A 23311-nucleotide genomic window follows, 5' to 3' on the forward strand; every position below is an offset into this window, starting at 1 on the left:
CTATTACTTAGTTTATCCAATAAGTATGTCCGATTGTCAATTCCTACTTCTTCTTTGCATAGGATGAATGTAGCCTAAATCTGGGCAAGGAGGAGATAAAATGCAAATTCATGTTGTTCAACAAAATCAATCATTATTTGGCATTGCACAAGCCTTTGGCACAACAGTGGATGAATTAATAGAAGCAAATGAGATTCCGAACCCTAATCGTCTAGTTGTAGGACAGACCTTGGTCATCCCCATAGTCGGACGATTTTATTGGGTTCAACCAGGAGATAGTTTATGGGCCATCGCCAATCGCTTCAATCTTTCTTATCAGGAACTCGCATCCATAAATGGAATCCCAACCAATCAACCTCTTCGTGTAGGAACTAGATTGTATATCCCCCAACTCCCAACAGAAGAAGCTGAATTTAATGCCTACGTGGAACCAAGGGGGACAACAGTTGCTCCAAATTTAGTAGAAAGTGCAAGAGATGCAGCACCTTATCTAACATACTTAGCTCCCTTTAGTTTCCAAGCACAGCGAGATGGAACATTGAAAGAGCCGCTTCTCAATGATTTTCCGGCGATTGCAAATGCCAACGATGCCATTTTAATGATGGTCATCACCAACCAAGAAAACGACCAATTTAGTGACGAGCTTGGACGAATCCTACTAAATGACATGGTGATCCAAAATACCTTTTTAGATAATATTGTTGCCACGGCTCAAAAGTATGGTTTCCGGGACATCCATTTCGATTTAGAATACTTACGTCCTGCCGATCGAGAAGCTTACAATCAATTTTTACGAAAAGCAAAGGCCCGTTTTGCCGAACAGGGCTGGCTCTTATCGACTGCCCTAGCTCCAAAAACAAGTGCTGAACAAGAGGGAGCATGGTACGAAGCCCATGATTACCGTGCCCATGGTGAAATAGTCGATTTTGTTGTCATTATGACTTATGAATGGGGTTATAGCGGAGGGCCCGCGATGGCTGTATCGCCAATCGGACCTGTTCGTGATGTGATCGAGTATGCCCTGACAGAAATGCCTTCATCTAAAATTATGATGGGACAAAATTTATATGGATATGATTGGACTCTTCCTTTTGTTCAAGGTTCCATCGCCAGAGCAGTCAGTCCTCAGCAAGCGATTCAGCTCGCAGCAGAACATAATGTTCCGATTCAATATGATACGACAGCACAAGCCCCTTTTTTCCATTATGTTGATGGAGAAGGAAGACGCCATGAAGTTTGGTTTGAGGATGCTCGTTCTATTCAAGCGAAGTTCGAGATGATAAAAGAGCTCAATTTACGTGGGATGAGCTATTGGAAACTCGGTTTATCCTTCCCACAAAATTGGCTTCTAATCGTAGAAAATTTTGATGTTGTTAAACGCTAAGCACGATAAATGAAGCAAGCGGCCAAAATCTCAGGCTACTTGCTTTTTCTTATACATAATTTTACTAAAGAATTTCTCACCCAACTCCCCCCATTACATGGTACTATAGTGGAGGTGAAAAATTTTGTCGAATTGATTAAAGGAGTTAAGTGCATGAACGAAGTACCTTTTATTACAGTGGAAGGGCCAATTGGGGTCGGAAAAACTTCCCTTGCAAAAGCCATTTCTGAACATTATCAATATAGACTCCTTCTCGAGATTGTCGATGAAAATCCTTTTTTAGAAAGGTTTTATGAAAATCTTGAAGAATGGAGTTTTCAAACGGAAATGTTTTTCCTTTGTAATCGCTACAAGCAGCTTGGTGATATTAAGGAGCATTTTCTAAATAAACATATCCCTGTCGTAGCAGATTACCATGTTTATAAAAATATCATTTTTGCTCAGCGTACGTTAAAACCTCATGACTATACAAAGTACTTAGATATTTACAACATTTTAACGGCTGATATGCCAAAACCAAATATCATGATTTACTTACAAGCAAGCTTAGAAACACTGTTATCACGAATTAATCATCGCGGCCGCTCACAAGAAAAGAACATAAGCCCCGATTACCTACAGCAATTATCTTTCGATTATGAAAAAGCCATGCTAGATTTTGAGAAAAAGAATCCTACAACTCCTATTCTCCGCTTAAATGGTGACAATATGGACTTCGTAAACAATAAGCAAGATCTAGACAATATTTTTGAGCAATTAAACTCATTACTTTCACATAAGGGGACATCTTCATGAATCTTCGCGAAAAATACGGGATAAAAAAGAACGCCGTAATTACGATTGCCGGTACCGTTGGGGTTGGAAAATCGACAATGACGACTGCTCTTGCAGAGGCTTTACAATTTAAAACTTCTCTAGAACGGGTCCACGATAATCCATATTTAGATAAATTTTATAAGGATTTTACACGTTGGAGCTTTCATTTACAAATCTATTTCCTAGCAGAACGTTTTAAGGAACAAAAAAGAATGTTTGAATATGGTGGTGGATTCATCCAGGATCGTTCGATCTATGAGGATACTGGAATTTTTGCCAAAATGCATTATGATAAGGGGACGATGTCGAAGGTAGATTACGAAACCTATACGAGTCTCTTTGAAGCCATGGTCATGACGCCATACTTCCCACATCCTGATTTATTAATTTATTTGGAAGGTTCTTTAGAGGACATCCTTGATCGTATTAAGCTTAGAGGACGTGAAATGGAGCAAGAAACACCAATTGATTACTGGCAGGAAATGCATGGTCGCTATGAAGAGTGGATCAATCATTTTAGCGCTTGCCCAATCCTCCGTTTAAACATTAAGGATTATGACCTTCAACAAGAAAACACATCGATTGAACCGATTCTTGAGCAAATTGCTAATAAATTAAATACGAATAAATAAAAAATCCGCTACGATTGTAGCGGATTTTATAATCTCCAATATTATGCGCTATTGTTTGAGTATCAATATGGAGGAGGAAAGGGGATTCGAACCCCTGCGCGGTTTGACCCGCCTGTCGGTTTTCAAGACCGATCCCTTCAGCCGGACTTGGGTATTCCTCCTTATTATCGACAAGTGATAATATACCATTTCTAAAATAGGGTTGTCAACACTTTAAAAAAATTTATTCTCATCACTTTTTCTATTATGCCACAGCTGAGTTGATTTCATAATGTACAAAGGCGAATTAAAAAAACGCATATTATTCAAAATACCGATATTTTGGATATAAATTCTGATCAGGGTTCGTTTTTTAAATTAAAGTGTGCCATTATAAAATTCATTAAGAACTATGTTTAAACAAAGAGAGCGAGAGGAACTCGCTCTCTTCTAATTCTAACTTACTTAATGACTTCTCGATTGCCCATATATGGACGTAATACTTCAGGAATCACAACACTGCCATCAGCTTGCTGATAATTCTCAAGAATAGCCGCAACCGTTCTTCCAATTGCCAGCCCAGATCCATTTAAAGTATGAACATGTTCAGGTTTCCCTTTAGGCTCTCTACGGAAACGAATATTGGCACGTCTCGCCTGAAACCCTTCAAAGTTACTGCAAGAAGAAATTTCACGGTACGTTTCATAGCTTGGAATCCATACTTCAATATCATATTTCTTCGCAGCAGTAAATCCTAAGTCCCCTGTACACATTCTCATAACTCGGTAAGGAAGACCTAATAATTGCAATACCTTTTCTGCATTACCCGTTAATTTTTCCAACTCTTCATAAGAATCTTCTGGCTTTACAAACTTTACAAGCTCAACCTTATTAAATTGATGCTGACGAATTAATCCTCTTGTATCGCGTCCTGCAGAACCAGCTTCAGAACGGAAACAAGCACTAAATGCCGCGTAGTTTATTGGGAGAGCTTCGCCGTCTAAAATTTCATCACGGTGGAGATTCGTTACGGGTACTTCAGCTGTTGGGATAAGGAAGTAATCCTCACTACCAATCAAGAAAGCATCTTCCTCAAACTTTGGAAGCTGACCTGTACCAGTCATACTTGCACGATTCACCATATACGGGGGCAAAATTTCTTGATAGCCATGCTCTTCTGTGTGTAAATCAAGCATGAAGTTAAATAATGCTCTTTCAAGACGTGCGCCTAACCCTTTATAAAAAACAAAGCGGCTTCCCGTAACTTTTCCTGCTCTTTCAAAATCTAAAATGCTTAATTTATCGGCAACTTCCCAGTGAGGCTTTGGTTCAAACTCAAATTTTCGAACCTCTCCCCATGTCCGATGAAGGACGTTGTCATCTTCCGTTTCCCCAACTGGAACACTTTCATGAGGAATATTTGGAATGCTTAACATCAAATTTTCAAGAGTTTCTTCCACTTCACGTAATTCTTCATCTAAAACTTTAATTTTATCGCCAACTTCACGCATCTCAGCGATTAATTGGTCCGCATCCTTTTTCTCTCGTTTCAAAGTGGCAACTTGTTGAGATACTTCATTACGCTTACTCTTTAACTGCTCAGCTTCGACAATTAACTCTCTTCTCTTTTTGTCTAAATCCTCAAATTTTCCTAAGTCTGTTAAATCTTCACCACGATGTTGAAGCTTTGCCTTCACTTCTTCAAAATTGGCACGTAAATACTTTAGATCCAACATATCAAACACCTCTTCTTTTTATTTCGTAATTTTTGCAATGATTATAGTTTTTTTGTAAATGTCCAGAAGCCGACATTTACACCTTCAATGGGGTTCAGAAGATCACATTAGCTTTGTACGGCACTTTTCGCCGGACCCCTTATTGTTTTTCAGTAAATATATTGGAATTATTTTCCTAAATAATAATTCAAAAAACAATATTTACGAAAAGAGCCTTTATTTAAGCAAACAAAAAACTCCCGTCCCCTAAAAAAGGGACGAGAGTTACCCGCGTTGCCACCCTAGTTGAAAGCAAACAAAGACTTTCCACCTTAAATCGATAACGGTTTAACCCGGAAGTATTTACTAGACTCTTGACTAGAGCATTCCATACTTCACTCAAGGATGGATTCACAAGCTCCATTCACTAGTTTGCACCAACCACCAGCTCTCTTCTAGAATGGATTTCCTGTTACTGTTTCCTCTCATTGCTTTTGCTATAGGGAATTTTGTAACTAAATTTACTATAATTATCTTCCAATTGCAACCTTTTTATGCGACAGTTTCTCTAATCATATCGATAAAATAAGCGGTAATCCGATGATCATCTGTTAATTCAGGATGAAAGGAGCATCCTAATAGATTCCCTTCTCTCGCCATCACAATGCGCTCATGATGCTTTGCTAGTACTTGTACATTCCCACCGGCCTTAACAATATGAGGTGCACGAATAAAGACAGCATTATAGTCTTCTGCTATGCCAGCGATCGCTAAGTTTGCTTCAAAGCTTTCCTTCTGTCTTCCAAAGGAATTTCTCTCTACAGTCACATCCATGACACCGATATGGGGTTCATCGTAACCAACTAGATTTTTGGCAAGTAAAATAAGACCAGCGCATGTCCCAAACATTGGTTTTCCCGCCTGGGCAAACTCTTTCAAACCATCCATAAAGTCATATTTATCAATCAGTCTTCTAATGGCGGTGCTTTCTCCTCCAGGCATGACAAGCCCATCTATCTCTACTAGCTGCTCTTTTTTCTTAATCATCACTGCTTCTGCCCCGCACGCCTCGATTGCTCGAATATGTTCCCTGACCGCACCTTGTAAGGCTAATACTCCAACTTTGATCATCCTTCTTACCAACCACGTTCTTGCATACGAGCTTCAGGAGCTAAAGTAGAAATTTCAATCCCTTTCATCGGTGTTCCTAGTTCCTTTGAAAGTTCAGCAATTAATTTATAGTCTTGATAGTGGGTAGTCGCTTCTACAATTGCTCTAGCAAATTTCGCAGGATTTTCAGATTTAAAAATTCCAGAACCGACGAATACTCCATCAGCTCCCAACTCCATCATTAAAGCCGCATCAGCAGGCGTTGCAACACCACCTGCTGCAAAGTTAACAACTGGTAAGCGTCCATGCTCTTTAATTTCTAATAAAAGCTCATATGGTGCACCAAGAAGCTTAGCTTCTGTCATCACTTCATCTTCACTCATATTCACGAGCTTACGAACCTGAGCATTGACTTTACGCATATGACGAACTGCCTCCACGATGTTTCCTGTGCCTGGCTCACCCTTTGTCCGCAACATCGAAGCACCCTCTCCAATACGACGGGCTGCCTCACCTAAATCTCTACATCCACAAACGAATGGCACCGTATAATCACGTTTGTTTAAATGATATTCCTCATCGGCTGGTGTCAACACTTCACTCTCATCTATGTAATCTACACCCATCGCTTCTAGTACTCTAGCTTCAACGATATGTCCGATCCGTGCCTTTGCCATAACTGGAATGGTGACAGCCTTCATCACTTCTTCAACAATGCGAGGGTCCGCCATACGTGCAACTCCGCCTGCAGCTCTAATATCCGATGGTACTCTTTCCAATGCCATTACAGCAACTGCACCGGCTTCTTCTGCAATTTTTGCTTGTTCTGCATTTACCACATCCATGATAACGCCGCCCTTTTGCATTTCGGCCATACCACGTTTTACACGATCTGTACCTGTTTTCACGTTGTAATCCCCCTTAGAATAAATACGACTAAATTAAAAATAGAATAAATATTAGGAAAATAAAACTGCTACTAAATCCATCGGAATTAATTTCCTTCCCTAATGAAAATAAACAACAAAAAAGGTTTCCTGTCAAGGACAAGAAACCTTTTTTTATTAAAACCAACCTTTAACGGTTGAAGACACACTTCCCCATAAATCACCAAAGAATCCACCAATACCACGCATCATTAGAACAAACCAATTGGCCTTTTCAACATTTTCAGCTGCAATAAGGTCAACCGTCATACTCTTTTGTCCTTCAGAGCTTAAATAATCAGCTTCTTCATCTTTAAATTGAACCGTTAATGTTCCAATTTTGTCTCCCTTTTTAATTGGAGCAGTTAAGGCACCATCTTCGTTTAACTTATCCTTATCAAGTTCCATAACCGTTTCAAAATTCTCTTGTTCAGCAGGCGTTACAACAGAGCTAATTGCATCTGCTGTGTGAACCTTGACTTGATCTTCCTTCCCTTTGGCAACAGGAACCGTTTCCGTTCCCTTGACCACATATTCAGCAGGAACTAATTCCTCTTTGCTAAAATTATTGAAGGCATAATCTAATAGTTTTTTCGTTTCGACAAAACGCTCTGTTTGAGATTTCGTCCCCATCACAACGGTAATATATCTTACTCCATCTCTACTTGCTGTACCAGTAAAACAGTAACCTGCAAAATTTGTAGAACCCGTTTTTAATCCATCTAAACCTTCATAAGTGAATTGTTGATAATTTGGATATCTATCTGCAATATTACGATAGCCTTCCAACATCCAGTTCCAGTTATCCATCACGAATTCATCTTCTGTTCCTTGAGCGAACGTCTTTTCAGGAATACTAGACGTTTCTAAAACCTCTGGGAAATCTTTTAAAATCTGATACGCTAATTTCGCTACCGCTCTAGCTGACATGACGTTTTCTTCTTCTGCACCACCTACGACATCAGGAAAATGTTTCGCTAAATCACGATTATTTAATCCTGTTGAGTTAACAAACTTAAAATCGCCAAGTCCTAACTCTTCAGCCTTTTCATTCATTAATTGCACAAAATTAGCTTCTGTCCCTGCAACAATTTCAGCTATAGCTAACGTTGCTGCATTCGCGGACTCAATTGCCATAGCAGAATAGAGATCTTCAACTGTATATGTTCCTTCTACACGTAAATAAACATTACTTAAGCTCTCATCATGTGACATTTTAGAAAGCTCTGGAGAGATCGTAAATGTTTGATCCCATTTCACTTTCCCTTCCTTTACAGCTTCTAAAAGGAGGTACTCGGTCATCATTTTTGTCATGCTGGCAATCCCTAAAACGGTCTCTGCATTCTTTTCATACAGGATTTTACCAGTCTCCGCATCAACTAAAATTACAGCATTGGCATTAATATCTATATTTTCAGCAGCAGCTGCTGGCTTTTGAATAAACCCAATCATTAATACGAACGTTAATAAACAAACAATACTTTTTTGTATGAAGCTTTTTTTCACTGTGAGCCCTCCAAGTCTTAATTTACACCCTTGTTATTTTAACATAGTTCGATATACAAGCATAGATAGAGTATTTTCCTATTTTTATATGTTAGTGGAAATTAGTTCATAAAAAAACTGACCTGCTTAACGTCAGCAAGTCAGTTTAAATCACTATTATGAAATTGAGTAGTTCGGTGCTTCCTTCGTAATTTGGACATCATGTGGATGACTTTCTCGTAATCCTGCTCCTGTCATACGGATAAATTGAGCATTTTCTCTCAATTCTTCTAGGTCTTTTGTCCCACAATACCCCATTCCTGAACGAATTCCTCCGATTAACTGATAAATTGTATCATTAAGAGGTCCTTTATATGGTAGCCTTCCTTCAATGCCTTCAGGAACAAACTTTTTATTATCCTCTTGGAAATAGCGATCTTTAGATCCTTTTTCCATCGCAGCAACTGAGCCCATTCCACGGTAGACCTTGAAGCGGCGACCTTGGAATATTTCCGTTTCCCCTGGACTCTCAGATACACCAGCAAGTAAACTTCCTAGCATAACTGCATGTCCGCCTGCAGCCAACGCTTTAACGATGTCTCCTGAGTATTTAATCCCACCGTCGGCAATAATCGCTTTCCCATGCTTTCTTGCCTCTGTTGCACAATCATAAACAGCTGTGATTTGAGGAACGCCCACACCTGCAACTACACGAGTCGTACAAATCGAACCAGGTCCAATCCCTACCTTAACGATGTCTACACCAGCTTCAATAAGTTCTCTTGTCGCCTCTGCTGTTGCTACATTTCCTGCAATAATTGCTACATTCGGAAAGCCATCTCGTACTTGCTTAACCGTCTCAATAACCCCTTTAGAGTGTCCGTGTGCCGTATCAATAACAATGACATCCACGTGTGCATTAACAAGTGCTTCTACGCGGCGCATCGTATCCTTTGTAACACCAACAGCTGCACCCGCCAACAATCTTCCCGCCTCATCCTTCGCAGAGTTTGGAAATTCAATCACTTTCTCGATGTCCTTGATCGTGATTAATCCTTTTAAGATTCCGTTCTCGTCAACAAGAGGTAATTTTTCAATTTTATACTTTTGTAAAATACTCTCTGCTTCAGCTAATGTCGTCCCCACTGGAGCTGTTACAAGATTTTCCTTTGTCATCACATCCGAAATTTTGATCGAATAATCTTGAATAAAACGGAGGTCACGGTTTGTGAGGATTCCAACAAGTTTTTGCTCATTTTCGTTATTCACGATCGGTACACCTGAGATACGATATTTACCCATTAGATGCTCTGCATCAAATACTTGATGTTCAGGAGTTAGGAAAAACGGATTCGTAATAACTCCACTTTCCGAACGCTTAACTTTGAGTACTTGATCCGCCTGCTGCTCAATCGACATATTTTTGTGGATAATCCCTAATCCACCTTGTCTAGCCATCGCAATAGCCATTTCCGCTTCTGTGACTGTATCCATCCCTGCACTGATAATCGGGATATTTAACTTAACTTTTTCCGTAAGCTTGACCTTCAACTGAACATCTTTTGGTAAAACCTCTGATTTTGCTGGTACTAAAAGTACGTCATCAAAGGTTAACCCTTCTTTAGCAAATTTATTTTCCCACATATTTTTGACCTCCTAGACTCGAAAATATTATTAGTAGGTTATCAATTGGTTAAAATACTGTCAAGGATAAGATGATATGTTAGAGTTTTCAAATAATTCACTAATAGAAATACTCGTTTCTTTTCCCATTTTATGTGGGATAAATATTTGATTAACGTTTTACTTGGAGGTTGCGATATTGTCTATTTTTCAATGGTCTTCATTTTCCATGTTTTTTTCCGCAAGTTATACTCAACAATATTTGAAAAAGGGCTATGAACAACAAATGATAGAGAATGCAGAGCAAAAAGCATATGAGAATTGTTATCCATTTATTTATTATCTCGAACATGGAAAAGTATATTACGAACAAGGTAAAAATTCTCCTTTAATCATTCAACCAATTCTTCTTTTTTATGGGCTTGTTCATCTCATAAAGGCGTGTATCCTAACTGTCGATCCAAATTATCCAGAAACTACCTCCGTTCTTGCACATGGTGTATCAGCAAGAAAGCGCAAAAAACAGCAGTTTCATTTCTTTCAAGATGAGGTCAAGTTTCAGAAAACAGGCTTGTTTCCTTTTTTATCAAAAAAATTGTTTCACATTGAACAATTAGAAGGGGATAAAATGTCGATGGGAAGTCTCTTTAAACAAATCCCGGAATTAAACTCTTTAGTCGCATTGTTTGACGGGACTCCTTCTTTTGCGACGGTTCGTCAGGAAGGAAATGATTTCTATATTCCAAAAAAGATACTAGATTCTTTTCATATGACCGAAAATCGCTTCGTCGATTTCTTTATTCATAAAGCAATTGAGACCTTTACTCTTAACAGGTTTGAGGACGATTTCATCGTTTTTGAAAAAGAAAGTGAAAAAGAGAGCTTTAACACTTCCCCTTTAAAATACAACCTGTTCGATCAAACTTTTGCCCTTCCACTAACAAAAGATAGTGGATTTGTTTTTCATGAGCTATTAGTGCACTACTTACTGCTCTACAATTTAAGCATGATTGCTCGTTATGAGACAGAATGGTGGAGTGAACTCGTCAAAACCATGCCAAACAAAGACTTTCCCTTTATCGAGACATTCTTACAAATCACCCTCGAAAAGGGACCCTTTTTAGTTTCCGAATACCTTACGAAAGCTACTATAAACATTGTGAAGTAGCAGTTAAAGGACAAAACACTTTTTTACATTGGTCTCATTTTAAACACTGAAAACAGATTATCTCTTTGGACTGTTCAAATTTTTCCGCTTATTGGCGCTTCATGAGGACAAACTTTCTTGCATTTCGCCCGGCTTTGTCCTCATGAACACTCTATGAGGACATTCTTTCCTGGATTTCGCTCGGCTTTGTCCTCATGAACCCTCTATGAGGACATTCTTTCCTGGATTTTGCCTGACTTTGTCCTCATGAACCTTCTATGAGGACAATCTTTCTTATCCAACCGCTGGATTCTGTCCTCATGAACACTTCATGAGACATACTTTCCTTACGAAACTCCCCTTATCTTGTTTCATGGACCCTTCATGAGACATACTTTTCCTTTAAAACTACTCTTTTCTTGTTTCATGAACCCTTCATGAGACATACTTTTCCTTTAAAACTACTCTTTTCTTGTTTCATGAACACTTCATGAGACATACTTTTCCTTTAAAACTACTCTTTTCTTGTTTCATGGACCCTTCTTGTGACACACTTTCCTTGCGAAATTACGCATTTCTTGCTCCATGAGCTCCTAATAAAAGACAAATCAAAAAAAGAGTACCCCTATTGGATACTCTTTTACTTGCCCGGCAACGTCCTACTCTCACAAGGGGACAGCCCCTAACTACCATCGGCGCTGAGAAGCTTAACTTCCGTGTTCGGTATGGGAACGGGTGTGACCTTCTCGCTATCGCCACCGGACTATTTGATTGAAGTGACCTCTTTTGCTTGCACAAAAAGGATTATACCTTCAAAACTAGATAATGAATGAAGAAGAGAAAACCGAATAATCGATTTGGTTAAGTCCTCGAACGATTAGTATCAGTCAGCTCCACGTGTCACCACGCTTCCACCTCTGACCTATCAACCTGATCATCTTTCAGGGTTCTTACTAGCTTACGCTATGGGAAATCTCATCTTGAGGGGGGCTTCATGCTTAGATGCTTTCAGCACTTATCCCTTCCGCACATAGCTACCCAGCGATGCTCTTGGCAGAACAACTGGTACACCAGCGGTGCGTCCATCCCGGTCCTCTCGTACTAAGGACAGCTCCTCTCAAATTTCCTACGCCCACGACGGATAGGGACCGAACTGTCTCACGACGTTCTGAACCCAGCTCGCGTACCGCTTTAATGGGCGAACAGCCCAACCCTTGGGACCGACTACAGCCCCAGGATGCGATGAGCCGACATCGAGGTGCCAAACCTCCCCGTCGATGTGGACTCTTGGGGGAGATAAGCCTGTTATCCCCGGGGTAGCTTTTATCCGTTGAGCGATGGCCCTTCCATGCGGAACCACCGGATCACTAAGCCCGACTTTCGTCCCTGCTCGACTTGTAGGTCTCGCAGTCAAGCTCCCTTGTGCCTTTACACTCTACGAATGATTTCCAACCATTCTGAGGGAACCTTTGGGCGCCTCCGTTACTCTTTAGGAGGCGACCGCCCCAGTCAAACTGCCCACCTGACACTGTCTCCCACCTCGATTAGAGGTGCGGGTTAGAATGTCAATACAGCCAGAGTAGTATCCCACCGACGCCTCCACCGAAGCTAGCGCTCCGGCTTCTCAGGCTCCTACCTATCCTGTACAAGCTGTACCAAAATTCAATATCAGGCTACAGTAAAGCTCCACGGGGTCTTTCCGTCCTGTCGCGGGTAACCTGCATCTTCACAGGTACTATAATTTCACCGAGTCTCTCGTTGAGACAGTGCCCAGATCGTTACGCCTTTCGTGCGGGTCGGAACTTACCCGACAAGGAATTTCGCTACCTTAGGACCGTTATAGTTACGGCCGCCGTTTACTGGGGCTTCAATTCAGAGCTTCGCGTAAGCTAACCCCTCCTCTTAACCTTCCAGCACCGGGCAGGCGTCAGCCCCTATACTTCGCCTTGCGGCTTCGCAGAGACCTGTGTTTTTGCTAAACAGTCGCCTGGGCCTATTCACTGCGGCTTTTCAGGGCTATTCACCCTAAAAAGCACCCCTTCTCCCGAAGTTACGGGGTCATTTTGCCGAGTTCCTTAACGAGAGTTCTCTCGCTCACCTTAGGATTCTCTCCTCGCCTACCTGTGTCGGTTTGCGGTACGGGCACCTGTTTTCTCACTAGAGGCTTTTCTTGGCAGTGTGGAATCAGGAACTTCGGTACTCTATTTCCCTCGCTATCACAGCTCAGCCTTTGCGGTAAACGGATTTTCCTGTTTACCAGCCTAACTGCTTAGACGCACATATCCAGCAGTGCGCTTACCCTATCCTCCTGCGTCCCCCCATCGCTCAAACAAAAACGAGGTGGTACAGGAATATCAACCTGTTGTCCATCGCCTACGCCTTTCGGCCTCGGCTTAGGTCCCGACTAACCCTGAGCGGACGAGCCTTCCTCAGGAAACCTTAGGCATTCGGTGGATGGGATTCTCACCCATCTTTCGCTACTCATACCGGCATTCTCACTTCTAAGCGCTCCACCAGTCCTTCCGGTCTAGCTTCAACGCCCTTAGAACGCTCTCCTACCGCGTACACCAACGGTGTACACCCACAGCTTCGGTGATACGTTTAGCCCCGGTACATTTTCGGCGCGGGGTCACTCGACCAGTGAGCTATTACGCACTCTTTAAATGGTGGCTGCTTCTAAGCCAACATCCTGGTTGTCTAAGCAACCCCACATCCTTTTCCACTTAACGTATACTTTGGGACCTTAGCTGGTGGTCTGGGCTGTTTCCCTTTTGACTACGGATCTTATCACTCGCAGTCTGACTCCCACGCTTAAGTACTTGGCATTCGGAGTTTGTCTGAATTCGGTAACCCGATGAGGGCCCCTAGTCCAAACAGTGCTCTACCTCCAAGACTCGTTTTTCGTGAGGCTAGCCCTAAAGCTATTTCGGAGAGAACCAGCTATCTCCAAGTTCGATTGGAATTTCTCCGCTACCCACACCTCATCCCCGCACTTTTCAACGTGCGTGGGTTCGGTCCTCCATTCAGTGTTACCTGAACTTCAACCTGGACATGGGTAGATCACCTGGTTTCGGGTCTACGACTACATACTAAAACGCCCTACTTAAGACTCGCTTTCGCTGCGGCTCCGTCTTCTCAACTTAACCTCGCATGCAATCGTAACTCGCCGGTTCATTCTACAAAAGGCACGCTATCACCCGTTAAAGGGCTCTAACTACTTGTAGGCACACGGTTTCAGGATCTCTTTCACTCCCCTTCCGGGGTGCTTTTCACCTTTCCCTCACGGTACTGGTTCACTATCGGTCACTAGGGAGTATTTAGCCTTGGGAGATGGTCCTCCCAGCTTCCGACGGGATTTCTCGTGTCCCGCCGTACTCAGGATCCACTCAAGAGGGAACGAAGTTTCAACTACAGGGTTATTACCTTCTTTGACCAGCCTTTCCAGACTTGTTCGTTTACTTCGTTCCTTTGTAACTCCGTATAGAGTGTCCTACAACCCCAAGAGGCAAGCCTCTTGGTTTGGGCTAATCCCGTTTCGCTCGCCGCTACTCAGGGAATCGCGTTTGCTTTCTCTTCCTCCGGGTACTTAGATGTTTCAGTTCCCCGGGTCTGCCTTCATTACCCTATGTATTCAGGTAAAGATATCATCCCATTACGAATGATGGGTTTCCCCATTCGGAAATCTCCGGATCAAAGCTTACTTACAGCTCCCCGAAGCATATCGGTGTTAGTCCCGTCCTTCATCGGCTCCTAGTGCCAAGGCATCCACCGTGCGCCCTTCATAACTTAACCTACGATTTTTCCAAAGGAAAATATCGTTCATTGTTCGGCAAATGATAAGCGGCGTATCTCTTCGTCATCTTCACTCGTCAGCATCCTCACGTACACACTACGTACGTTCCGGTGCTTCCTCGCTTGATTCCTCGACCTACTTGCTTCTCATTTCCCTCATTGCTTGGCTTACAATTTCTCGTAACCCTCGCGGTTTTGTTTTGAAACTTAATCTCTAAACATATAGAGAGAAAAACTAAAATGGCGATTACTCGGTTTATTTCTTGGTTCTTCTTCTTCATTATCTAGTTTTCAAGGTACAAGACGGCGAATGATAAGCTTCGCATTTCTTCGTCAACTTTCCTCGTTCCGCTCCTCATGTATCAAATACACTCCAGTGCTCACTCAGTCGTTTCCTCGATCTGCTCGCTTCTAATTCACCTATTATTAATAAGAGAGTATTGCACTCTCAAAACTAAACAAATCATACGGCTTTTCTGACGAGTCAAAAAAGCTTCCATCAACGTTACGATTATGAGACATCTAAGTCTCCATATTCCTTAGAAAGGAGGTGATCCGAGCCGCACCTTCCGATACGGCTACCTTGTTACGACTTCACCCCAATCATCTGTCCCACCTTAGGCGGCTGGCTCCTTACGGTTACCCCACCGACTTCGGGTGTTACAAACTCTCGTGGTGTGACGGGCGGTGTGTACAAGGCCCGGGAACGTATTCACCGCGGCATGCTGATCCGCGATTACTAGCGATTCCGGCTTCATGTAGGCGAGTTGCAGCCTACAATCCGAACTGAGAATGGTTTTATGGGATTCGCTCCACCTCGCGGCTTTGCTGCCCTTTGTACCATCCATTGTAGCACGTGTGTAGCCCAGGTCATAAGGGGCATGATGATTTGACGTCATCCCCACCTTCCTCCGGTTTGTCACCGGCAGTCACCTTAGAGTGCCCAACTCAATGCTGGCAACTAAGATCAAGGGTTGCGCTCGTTGCGGGACTTAACCCAACATCTCACGACACGAGCTGACGACAACCATGCACCACCTGTCACTTATGTCCCCGAAGGGAAAGCCCTATCTCTAGGGATGGCATAAGGATGTCAAGACCTGGTAAGGTTCTTCGCGTTGCTTCGAATTAAACCACATGCTCCACCGCTTGTGCGGGCCCCCGTCAATTCCTTTGAGTTTCAGCCTTGCGGCCGTACTCCCCAGGCGGAGTGCTTAATGCGTTTGCTGCAGCACTAAAGGGCGGAAACCCTCTAACACTTAGCACTCATCGTTTACGGCGTGGACTACCAGGGTATCTAATCCTGTTTGCTCCCCACGCTTTCGCGCCTCAGCGTCAGTTACAGACCAAAGAGCCGCCTTCGCCACTGGTGTTCCTCCACATCTCTACGCATTTCACCGCTACACGTGGAATTCCGCTCTTCTCTTCTGCACTCAAGTTCCCCAGTTTCCAATGACCCTCCCCGGTTGAGCCGGGGGCTTTCACATCAGACTTAAGGAACCGCCTGCGCGCGCTTTACGCCCAATAATTCCGGACAACGCTTGCCACCTACGTATTACCGCGGCTGCTGGCACGTAGTTAGCCGTGGCTTTCTGGTTAGGTACCGTCAAGGTACCGGCAGTTACTCCGGTACTTATTCTTCCCTAACAACAGAGTTTTACGATCCGAAAACCTTCATCACTCACGCGGCGTTGCTCCGTCAGACTTTCGTCCATTGCGGAAGATTCCCTACTGCTGCCTCCCGTAGGAGTCTGGGCCGTGTCTCAGTCCCAGTGTGGCCGATCACCCTCTCAGGTCGGCTACGCATCGTGGCCTTGGTGAGCCGTTACCTCACCAACTAGCTAATGCGCCGCGGGCCCATCTATAAGTGATAGCGAGAAGCCATCTTTCAGCTTAAGAACATGAGTTCAAAAGCATTATCCGGTATTAGCTCCGGTTTCCCGAAGTTATCCCAGTCTTATAGGCAGGTTGCCCACGTGTTACTCACCCGTCCGCCGCTAATTTTCGGGAGCAAGCTCCCTCAAATCCGCTCGACTTGCATGTATTAGGCACGCCGCCAGCGTTCGTCCTGAGCCAGGATCAAACTCTCCAAAAAAAGAGTAAGAATTAGCTCTTAATTTAAAACATAATAAAACTAACGTTGGCTAGTTTCGGCTCCTAGCTTCTCGACCATTTCACTTCTTCTGTCAAAGTCTTTTGGACTTTTCCGCCAGAAGTTCCAATGTTTGTCGAAGCTGTACAGTCGCCTCCACTATTATTTGTTGACGTATGATTTGTTTAGTTTTCAAAGTACAATGATTTTTCGCGAAAGCGAAAATATCTTTCGTTAATTGTGTTTTTCGTTAAAACGAAATTTCCATTCGTTTTAACTTATCGCTCAGAAGCGACTTTAATAATATACCATTTTAAAATTTCTTCGTCAACACTTTTTTTTAAAAAAACATTTTGATATTTTACGTCGTTTGTTGACTTCAATAAGTATACCAGCCTACGCATTATAAATCAAGGGTAATTTATCATTATCCAAACAGACCACTTAGTTTTTAAATAACCTCTTCAATAAAAATGTTGCGATGTTTTTCGAGTTGAATAATTTCATTCGTATCAATCACTTTTATTAATGGTCGTGTAGGAGATTTTTCTACGATAAATAATATTTCAGCCAATTCTCCATCTGATAGTTTCACTTTACTGCCTATCGAAAAATTCATGATTCCTGATTGTATGGCCCTAATTACAGAGATATCAAATTTTCCAAAACTATCTTCCATAATCATTTCTAATACTTTAAATGGAGATTGTTTTTGGCGATAAAGCCGTGCAGAAGTCATCGCATGAAAAGTATCTGCAACAGCAATGATTTTAGCAAAACGATGAATTTTTTTATCACCACGCGGGTAGCCGCTGCCATCAAGTCTTTCATGATGTTGATAAATGGAAATTTTCGCATCATCTCTTAATAAACTACTTCCTTGGATCATTTTATAACTATAAATAGGGTGATTCTTTATTTCTTCAAATTCAGTACTTGTTAATGCATCATTTTTATTAACAAGGCGAGCAGATACCTTTGCCATACCACAGTCAGCTAAACATCCAGCCAAAGCAAGCTGAACAATGTCTCCTTTATTATACTTAAGCTTTTTCCCAATAAAGGCACTTAGTAAAGCCACAGCAATCGAATGTTGGTATAAATATTCTTTTTCAGTAGATAAATGGTGGAGAAAGAACACCTCTCCAGCACTACTCTCTAATTCTTCTATTAAAGGAATTAAAATGGATCTCACTTTAGTAATATCTAGTTGAGCACCTGATTGCCATTTAGAGAATTCCTTTTTATAATCTCTAACCGCTTCTAAAAATAAATCGGTGAAAGCTAGATGATTCTCTGGGAGTTCCTCTATTTTTTCTTCTTCAATAATTTCAGATGGAATAAATGGGGTTCCGTTAACGAGTGTTCTTTGAACATTAACCTGAGTAATTAAAAAGGCATGTAAATATTGAATTAATTCTGGAGTTAGGATGGTTTTACTAGGCATAATAGGACGATTTGTCAGGCTCATAATATCCTCTGATAAAATACATCCTTCTCTTAGCTCACTAATTTTTACTCGCATTCGAAACACCTCAAAAACAAATTAGGCTGTTTTGTCTAGAAGCAGCCTATTAACTACTAGTCTTATAGACTATATTACTTGATTTTTCAACATATGGCTATAATATGTAAAAAGCTGTAGAGCATTAGCCCTACAGCTTTTTACATAAATGTCTATTCCTCAGAAGGGGAATCTCCTTGATTTTCTTCTACAACCTCGTTATTCTCATCAACAATTTCTAAATCTTCTTCATTGCTTTCTTCTTCTTTTTCAACTTTAGCAACGGTTGAAACAAATTCATTTTCATTTTCGTTCAAACGAATCAATCGAACACCTTGAGTATTTCTTCCCATTGTAGAAATATCCCCAACAGCCATCCTAATAATGACACCACCAGTAGTGATAATCATTAAATCTTCTGCACCAGTTACAGCTTTCATAGAGACCAAATCACCATTCTTGTCGGTAATGTTGCATGTTTTGATCCCTTTACCGCCTCTACCTTGAATACGATATTCTTCAGCAGGTGTCCGCTTTCCATAACCATTTTTCGTGACGATTAAAATATCTGAATCCTCATCTAACACTTCCATACCGATAACTTCATCATTTTCACGATTAATGGATATGCCTTTCACACCGGTTGCCGTTCTTCCCATTGAGCGTACATCTGTTTCTGGGAAGCGTATGAGCATACCGTTCTTTGTACCAATAATAATTTCCTTATTGCCGTCTGTAAGGCGTACAGAAATTAACTCATCGCCTTCTCTTAAATTCAAGGCAATTAACCCATTATTACGGATATTAGCAAATGAAGAGAGTGGTGAACGTTTCGATACACCTTCTTTTGTCGTAAAGAATAGGAACCAATCATCCACGAATTCTGTAACAGGGATGATCGCATTGACCCATTCTCCTTTATCCACTTCTAACAGATTGATAATTGGAAGGCCCTTCGCTGTACGAGAAAACTCTGGGATCTCATAGCCCTTCGCACGGTATACCTTTCCCTTATTCGTAAAGAATAGGAGGGTATCATGTGTGGAAGTCGTGATGAGGTGTTCAACGAAATCATCCTCGTTCGTTCCCATCCCTTGAATCCCTCTACCGCCACGTTTTTGGGCACGATACGTTGAAACAGGGAGTCTTTTCACATATCCATTATGAGTAATCGTCACAACGATATTTTCACGTGGGATTAAATCCTCGTCCTCAATATTTTCAAGACCTGCCGTCACAATTTCTGTACGGCGTTTGTCATTATAACGTTCTTTAATTTCGAGTAGTTCTTCACGAATGATTTCCAAAATCTTTTCTTCGTCTGCTAAAATCGCTTGTAATTCTGCGATTAGATTCATTAAGTTTTGATACTCTTCTTCAATCTTTTCGCGTTCTAAACCAGTTAAACGCTGCAAGCGCATATCTAAAATCGCTTGTGCTTGCTTTTCAGATAATCCGAAGGTCGTCATTAAACCTTCTCTAGCAATTTCAGTTGTTTGTGAACCGCGAATCAAAGCGATGACTTCATCAATATGATCTAGAGCGATTCGTAATCCTTCTAAAATATGAGCTCGAGCTTCTGCTTTACGAAGTTCAAATTCTGTTCTACGACGAATAACAATTTGCTGGTGTTGTAGATAATAGTGTAAGCATTCTTTTATATTCAGAACCTTCGGATGCCCATTTACGAGGGCAAGCATATTAATTCCGAAGCTTGTTTGTAAGGCCGTATGCTTGTATAAATTATTTAAAAGAACATTGGCATTCGCATCCTTACGAACCTCAATAACAATACGCATTCCTTTACGGTCTGACTCATCTCGTAAATCAGTGATGCCATCGATCTTTTTATCACGAGCTAATTCAGCAATTTTCTCAATTAATCTCGCTTTATTTACTTGATAAGGGAGTTCTTTGACAAGAATAACTTCTTTCCCATTCGATTTTTGTTCGATTTCGACCTTAGCACGTAACGTAATCGAACCTCTTCCTGTTTCGTAAGCCTTTCGGATACCGCTTCGACCAAGAATTAATCCTGCAGTTGGAAAGTCTGGTCCTGGAATAATATCCATAAGCTCTTGAATCGTAATATCCGGATCCTTACTAACGGCAAGTACACCATCAATGATTTCTCCGAGCTGGTGAGGGGGGATATTCGTTGCCATCCCAACAGCAATTCCAGTGGTACCATTGATTAAAAGATTTGGGAAACGAGCAGGAAGAACGACAGGTTCTCTCTCTTCACCATCATAGTTATCTTGATAATCAATTGTATCTTTGTTAATGTCCCTCAAAAGTTCCATCGAAATTTTGGACATACGAGATTCTGTATAACGCATTGCTGCGGCCGCATCACCATCAACCGAACCAAAATTCCCGTGTCCGTCTACCAACATATAACGATAGTTGAAGTCCTGTGCCATACGTACCATCGTTTCGTACACAGCAGAGTCACCATGAGGGTGATATTTACCGATTACATCTCCGACAATACGAGCAGATTTTTTGTAAGGCTTGTCTGCATGGATTCCTAAATCATGCATAGCGTATAAAATACGACGGTGAACAGGTTTCAATCCATCACGAACATCAGGAAGGGCACGTGAAACGATAACACTCATCGCATAATCTAAAAATGAGGAGCGCATTTCCTGACTAATATTAATTTCTTTAACGTGCGGATTTGAAGTTTCAGACATGAAGAAACCTCCTTTTCAAAAGTGAATTCCTTAGACTTTAAGTATAAAAAGGATAGTGGGTATACCAGCTATCCTTATGGATGAACTAAATATCCAAATTCTTAACATATTGAGCATTCTCTTCGATAAAGTTACGTCGTGGTTCAACCTTATCGCCCATTAGAATCTCAAATGTTTCATCTGCTTCAATCGCATCTTCAAGACTTACTTGAAGCATCGTTCTTCTCTCTGGATCCATTGTCGTTTCCCATAATTGCTCTGGGTTCATTTCTCCTAAACCTTTATATCGCTGAATATTCGGTTTCGGTTGACTAGGAAGTTCTGCAAAAATTCGATCGAGCTCTTTATTGTCATATGCATATTCGATCCGCTTCCCTTGTTGTACTTTGTACAATGGTGGCTGCGCGATATAAATATAACCAGCTTCAATAATTTTTCTCATATAGCGATAGAAGAAGGTTAATAATAGGGTACGAATATGAGCGCCATCTACATCAGCATCGGTCATAATGACAATTTTATGGTAACGAGCTTTGGCTATATCAAATTCTTCACCAATCCCCGTTCCACAAGCTGTAATGATTGCTCGAACTTCATTATTGGAAAGAATCCGATCAAGACGAGCTTTCTCTACATTCAAAATCTTACCTCTCAACGGCAAAATCGCTTGGAAATGACGGTCACGACCTTGCTTCGCTGATCCACCCGCTGAATCACCCTCAACGATATATAGTTCACTAATTGAAGGATCTTTTGAAGAACAATCAGCCAATTTACCAGGTAAACTTGAAACCTCAAGGGCGCTTTTTCTTCTTGTGAGTTCCCTTGCTTTTTTCGCAGCTAATCTTGCTCTTGTTGCCATTAAGCCCTTATCGACAATTTTTCGCGCAACAGAAGGGTTCTCTAAGAGGAATTTTTCGAAATGCTCAGCAAAGATCGTATCTGTTGCAGCTCTTACTTCAGAATTACCGAGTTTTGTTTTCGTTTGTCCTTCAAACTGTGGATCAGGATGCTTTATGGAAATAATCGCCGTTAACCCTTCGCGGACATCATCACCTGTAAGGTTGGCATCATTCTCTTTAAAAACGCCATTTTTCCTCGCATAATCGTTGATAATCCTCGTTAATGCCGTTTTAAAGCCAGACTCATGTGTTCCGCCTTCATATGTGTGAATATTATTCGCAAATGAATAAATATTTTCTGTATACCCTTCGTTGTACTGAAGAGATACTTCGATGGCAATCCCATCTTTTTCACCTTCAATAAAGATGGGTTCCTCATGCAGGACATCCTTCGTACGGTTTAAATGCTCGACATAAGATTTAATTCCGCCTTCATAGTGATATTCATTACGCTTTTTTTCATCGAGCCGTTTATCTTCAATTGAGATTTTCAAACCTTTATTTAAAAAGGCAAGCTCACGTGTACGGGTTGCGAGTGTATCGAAATCATACTCTAATGTTTCGGTAAAAATTTCAGGATCTGGTTGGAAATGAATCGTTGTCCCAGTATGGTCCGTTTCCCCAATCACCTTCAGATCCTCACATGGTACACCACGCTCATATTTTTGATAATGAATTTCCCCATCAAGATGAACATACACTTCAAGGTAAGTCGATAAGGCATTAACAACAGAGGCACCAACACCGTGAAGACCACCTGAAACTTTGTATCCTCCGCCACCAAACTTACCACCAGCATGGAGAACAGTCATGATAACTTCAACCGCAGGACGGCCCATTTTTTCTTGAATCCCAACAGGAATTCCTCGACCGTTATCCACTACCGTAATACTGTTATCTTTTTCAATAAAAACATCTATTTCCGAACAATATCCTGCTAATGCTTCGTCTATACTATTATCCACAATTTCCCAAACTAAATGATGTAGCCCTTTAGCACTTGTTGAACCAATGTACATCCCTGGACGTTTTCGAACAGCCTCAAGACCTTCTAATACTTGTATCTGTTCGGCATTATAGGATTGTCCCTGTACTGCTTCTTGTTCCGTAGCCACAGTCAATCACCTACACTTTCTAATAAACTCAACTAAGTTTCTGATGAGTGTTTCTCTTTTTAGATAGTTTTCAAATATAAAGATAATAAAGACCTTGAATAGGTAAAAAAAGAAAAAAACAGACAAACTCTTAACCCTTTGCTAAATCTCTTGCAATGCCGGTTTGGTTGAACGTTTTTTCAATGTTCCTGAAGCTAAAGGGGAGTAATACACCGCTTTTTCAGTTATAACAATTGATTTAAACGTGCCTTTAGTAAGGGGAATGATGTCCTTATTCTTTTGACCTAACAGCTCTTGCATATATTGAGAGGATTTTACGGTTTCTTTATCTAGAATGGCAATAATTTCTACCGCTCTCACAAGGATATCCTCTCCTAAATGAACATACAT

The 23311-nt window shown here is 41.4% G+C and carries 13 protein-coding genes, 1 tRNA gene, 3 rRNA genes and 1 other annotated feature; of the genes, 4 read left to right on the top strand and 13 right to left on the bottom strand.

Annotation, left to right across the window (positions count from 1 at the left end):
- Positions 1 to 100: 100 nt before the first annotated feature.
- The 3 genes from AA0X71_RS00340 (at position 101) to AA0X71_RS00350 (ending at position 2832) form a co-directional block, all read left to right on the top strand.
- Positions 101 to 1384, top strand: a complete 1284-nt coding sequence (locus AA0X71_RS00340; RefSeq protein WP_413357965.1) for a LysM peptidoglycan-binding domain-containing protein — start codon at positions 101 to 103, stop codon at positions 1382 to 1384.
- A 153-nt stretch (positions 1385 to 1537) separates the two neighbouring features.
- Positions 1538 to 2179 carry a deoxynucleoside kinase gene (locus AA0X71_RS00345; protein WP_413357967.1) on the top strand — a complete coding sequence of 214 codons (642 nt, stop codon included), beginning with the start codon at positions 1538 to 1540 and terminating at the stop codon, positions 2177 to 2179.
- On the top strand, positions 2176 to 2832 hold the full coding sequence (locus AA0X71_RS00350) for a deoxynucleoside kinase (RefSeq protein ID WP_413357969.1): 657 nt from the start codon (positions 2176 to 2178) through the stop codon (positions 2830 to 2832). Before AA0X71_RS00345 ends, AA0X71_RS00350 begins: the two co-directional genes overlap by 4 nt.
- A gap of 68 nt (positions 2833 to 2900) precedes the next feature.
- On the opposite strand, the gene AA0X71_RS00355 is transcribed toward AA0X71_RS00350, so the two are convergent.
- The 6 genes from AA0X71_RS00355 to guaB all read right to left on the bottom strand — a co-directional run bounded on the left by AA0X71_RS00355 (position 2901) and on the right by guaB (position 9691).
- A tRNA-Ser gene (locus AA0X71_RS00355) sits at positions 2901 to 2993 on the bottom strand.
- A 279-nt stretch (positions 2994 to 3272) separates the two neighbouring features.
- Entirely contained in the window at positions 3273 to 4547 is a 1275-nt protein-coding gene (gene serS, locus AA0X71_RS00360; RefSeq protein WP_413357971.1) for a serine--tRNA ligase, read from the bottom strand.
- 250 nt (positions 4548 to 4797) lie between these two features.
- Positions 4798 to 5024, bottom strand: a binding site (T-box leader).
- A 54-nt stretch (positions 5025 to 5078) separates the two neighbouring features.
- Complete coding sequence (gene pdxT, locus AA0X71_RS00365) at positions 5079 to 5657, bottom strand: pyridoxal 5'-phosphate synthase glutaminase subunit PdxT (protein WP_413357973.1); 579 nt, start codon at positions 5655 to 5657, stop codon at positions 5079 to 5081.
- Between the two features lie 5 nt (positions 5658 to 5662).
- Positions 5663 to 6544, bottom strand: coding sequence for a pyridoxal 5'-phosphate synthase lyase subunit PdxS (gene pdxS, locus AA0X71_RS00370; RefSeq protein ID WP_413357975.1), 882 nt, complete (start codon positions 6542 to 6544; stop codon positions 5663 to 5665).
- 156 nt (positions 6545 to 6700) lie between these two features.
- Positions 6701 to 8014 (bottom strand): D-alanyl-D-alanine carboxypeptidase family protein, encoded by a 1314-nt coding sequence (locus AA0X71_RS00375; RefSeq protein ID WP_413362414.1) that lies wholly within the window; start codon positions 8012 to 8014, stop codon positions 6701 to 6703.
- 210 nt (positions 8015 to 8224) lie between these two features.
- Positions 8225 to 9691 (bottom strand): IMP dehydrogenase, encoded by a 1467-nt coding sequence (guaB, locus tag AA0X71_RS00380; RefSeq protein ID WP_413357977.1) that lies wholly within the window; start codon positions 9689 to 9691, stop codon positions 8225 to 8227.
- Between the two features lie 175 nt (positions 9692 to 9866).
- Between guaB and AA0X71_RS00385 the strand changes: the two genes are divergently transcribed.
- Complete coding sequence (locus AA0X71_RS00385; protein WP_413362416.1) at positions 9867 to 10838, top strand: YaaC family protein; 972 nt, start codon at positions 9867 to 9869, stop codon at positions 10836 to 10838.
- A 625-nt stretch (positions 10839 to 11463) separates the two neighbouring features.
- Here AA0X71_RS00385 and rrf read toward each other — a convergent pair.
- The 7 genes from rrf to remB form a co-directional block, all read right to left on the bottom strand.
- Positions 11464 to 11580, bottom strand: a 5S ribosomal RNA gene (gene rrf / locus AA0X71_RS00390).
- Between the two features lie 94 nt (positions 11581 to 11674).
- Positions 11675 to 14609 (bottom strand): 23S ribosomal RNA (locus AA0X71_RS00395).
- Positions 14610 to 15152: 543 nt separating this feature from the next.
- Positions 15153 to 16704, bottom strand: a 16S ribosomal RNA gene (locus tag AA0X71_RS00400).
- Together the 16S, 23S and 5S rRNA genes form the textbook arrangement of a ribosomal RNA operon.
- A gap of 448 nt (positions 16705 to 17152) precedes the next feature.
- The gene (locus AA0X71_RS00405; protein ID WP_413357979.1) at positions 17153 to 18226 is read right to left on the bottom strand and encodes an HD-GYP domain-containing protein; all 1074 of its coding nucleotides are present in this window, start codon (positions 18224 to 18226) and stop codon (positions 17153 to 17155) included.
- Between the two features lie 152 nt (positions 18227 to 18378).
- The gene (gyrA, locus tag AA0X71_RS00410) at positions 18379 to 20904 is read right to left on the bottom strand and encodes a DNA gyrase subunit A (protein WP_413357981.1); all 2526 of its coding nucleotides are present in this window, start codon (positions 20902 to 20904) and stop codon (positions 18379 to 18381) included.
- An 85-nt stretch (positions 20905 to 20989) separates the two neighbouring features.
- On the bottom strand, positions 20990 to 22921 hold the full coding sequence (gene gyrB, locus AA0X71_RS00415) for a DNA topoisomerase (ATP-hydrolyzing) subunit B (RefSeq protein ID WP_413357983.1): 1932 nt from the start codon (positions 22919 to 22921) through the stop codon (positions 20990 to 20992).
- A 141-nt stretch (positions 22922 to 23062) separates the two neighbouring features.
- A complete protein-coding gene (gene remB / locus AA0X71_RS00420) occupies positions 23063 to 23311 on the bottom strand; it encodes an extracellular matrix regulator RemB (RefSeq protein ID WP_413357985.1) in 249 nt (82 codons plus the stop codon).

The organism is Robertmurraya phoenicis (assembly GCF_047302285.1).
GTDB lineage: Bacteria > Bacillota > Bacilli > Bacillales > Cytobacillaceae > Robertmurraya.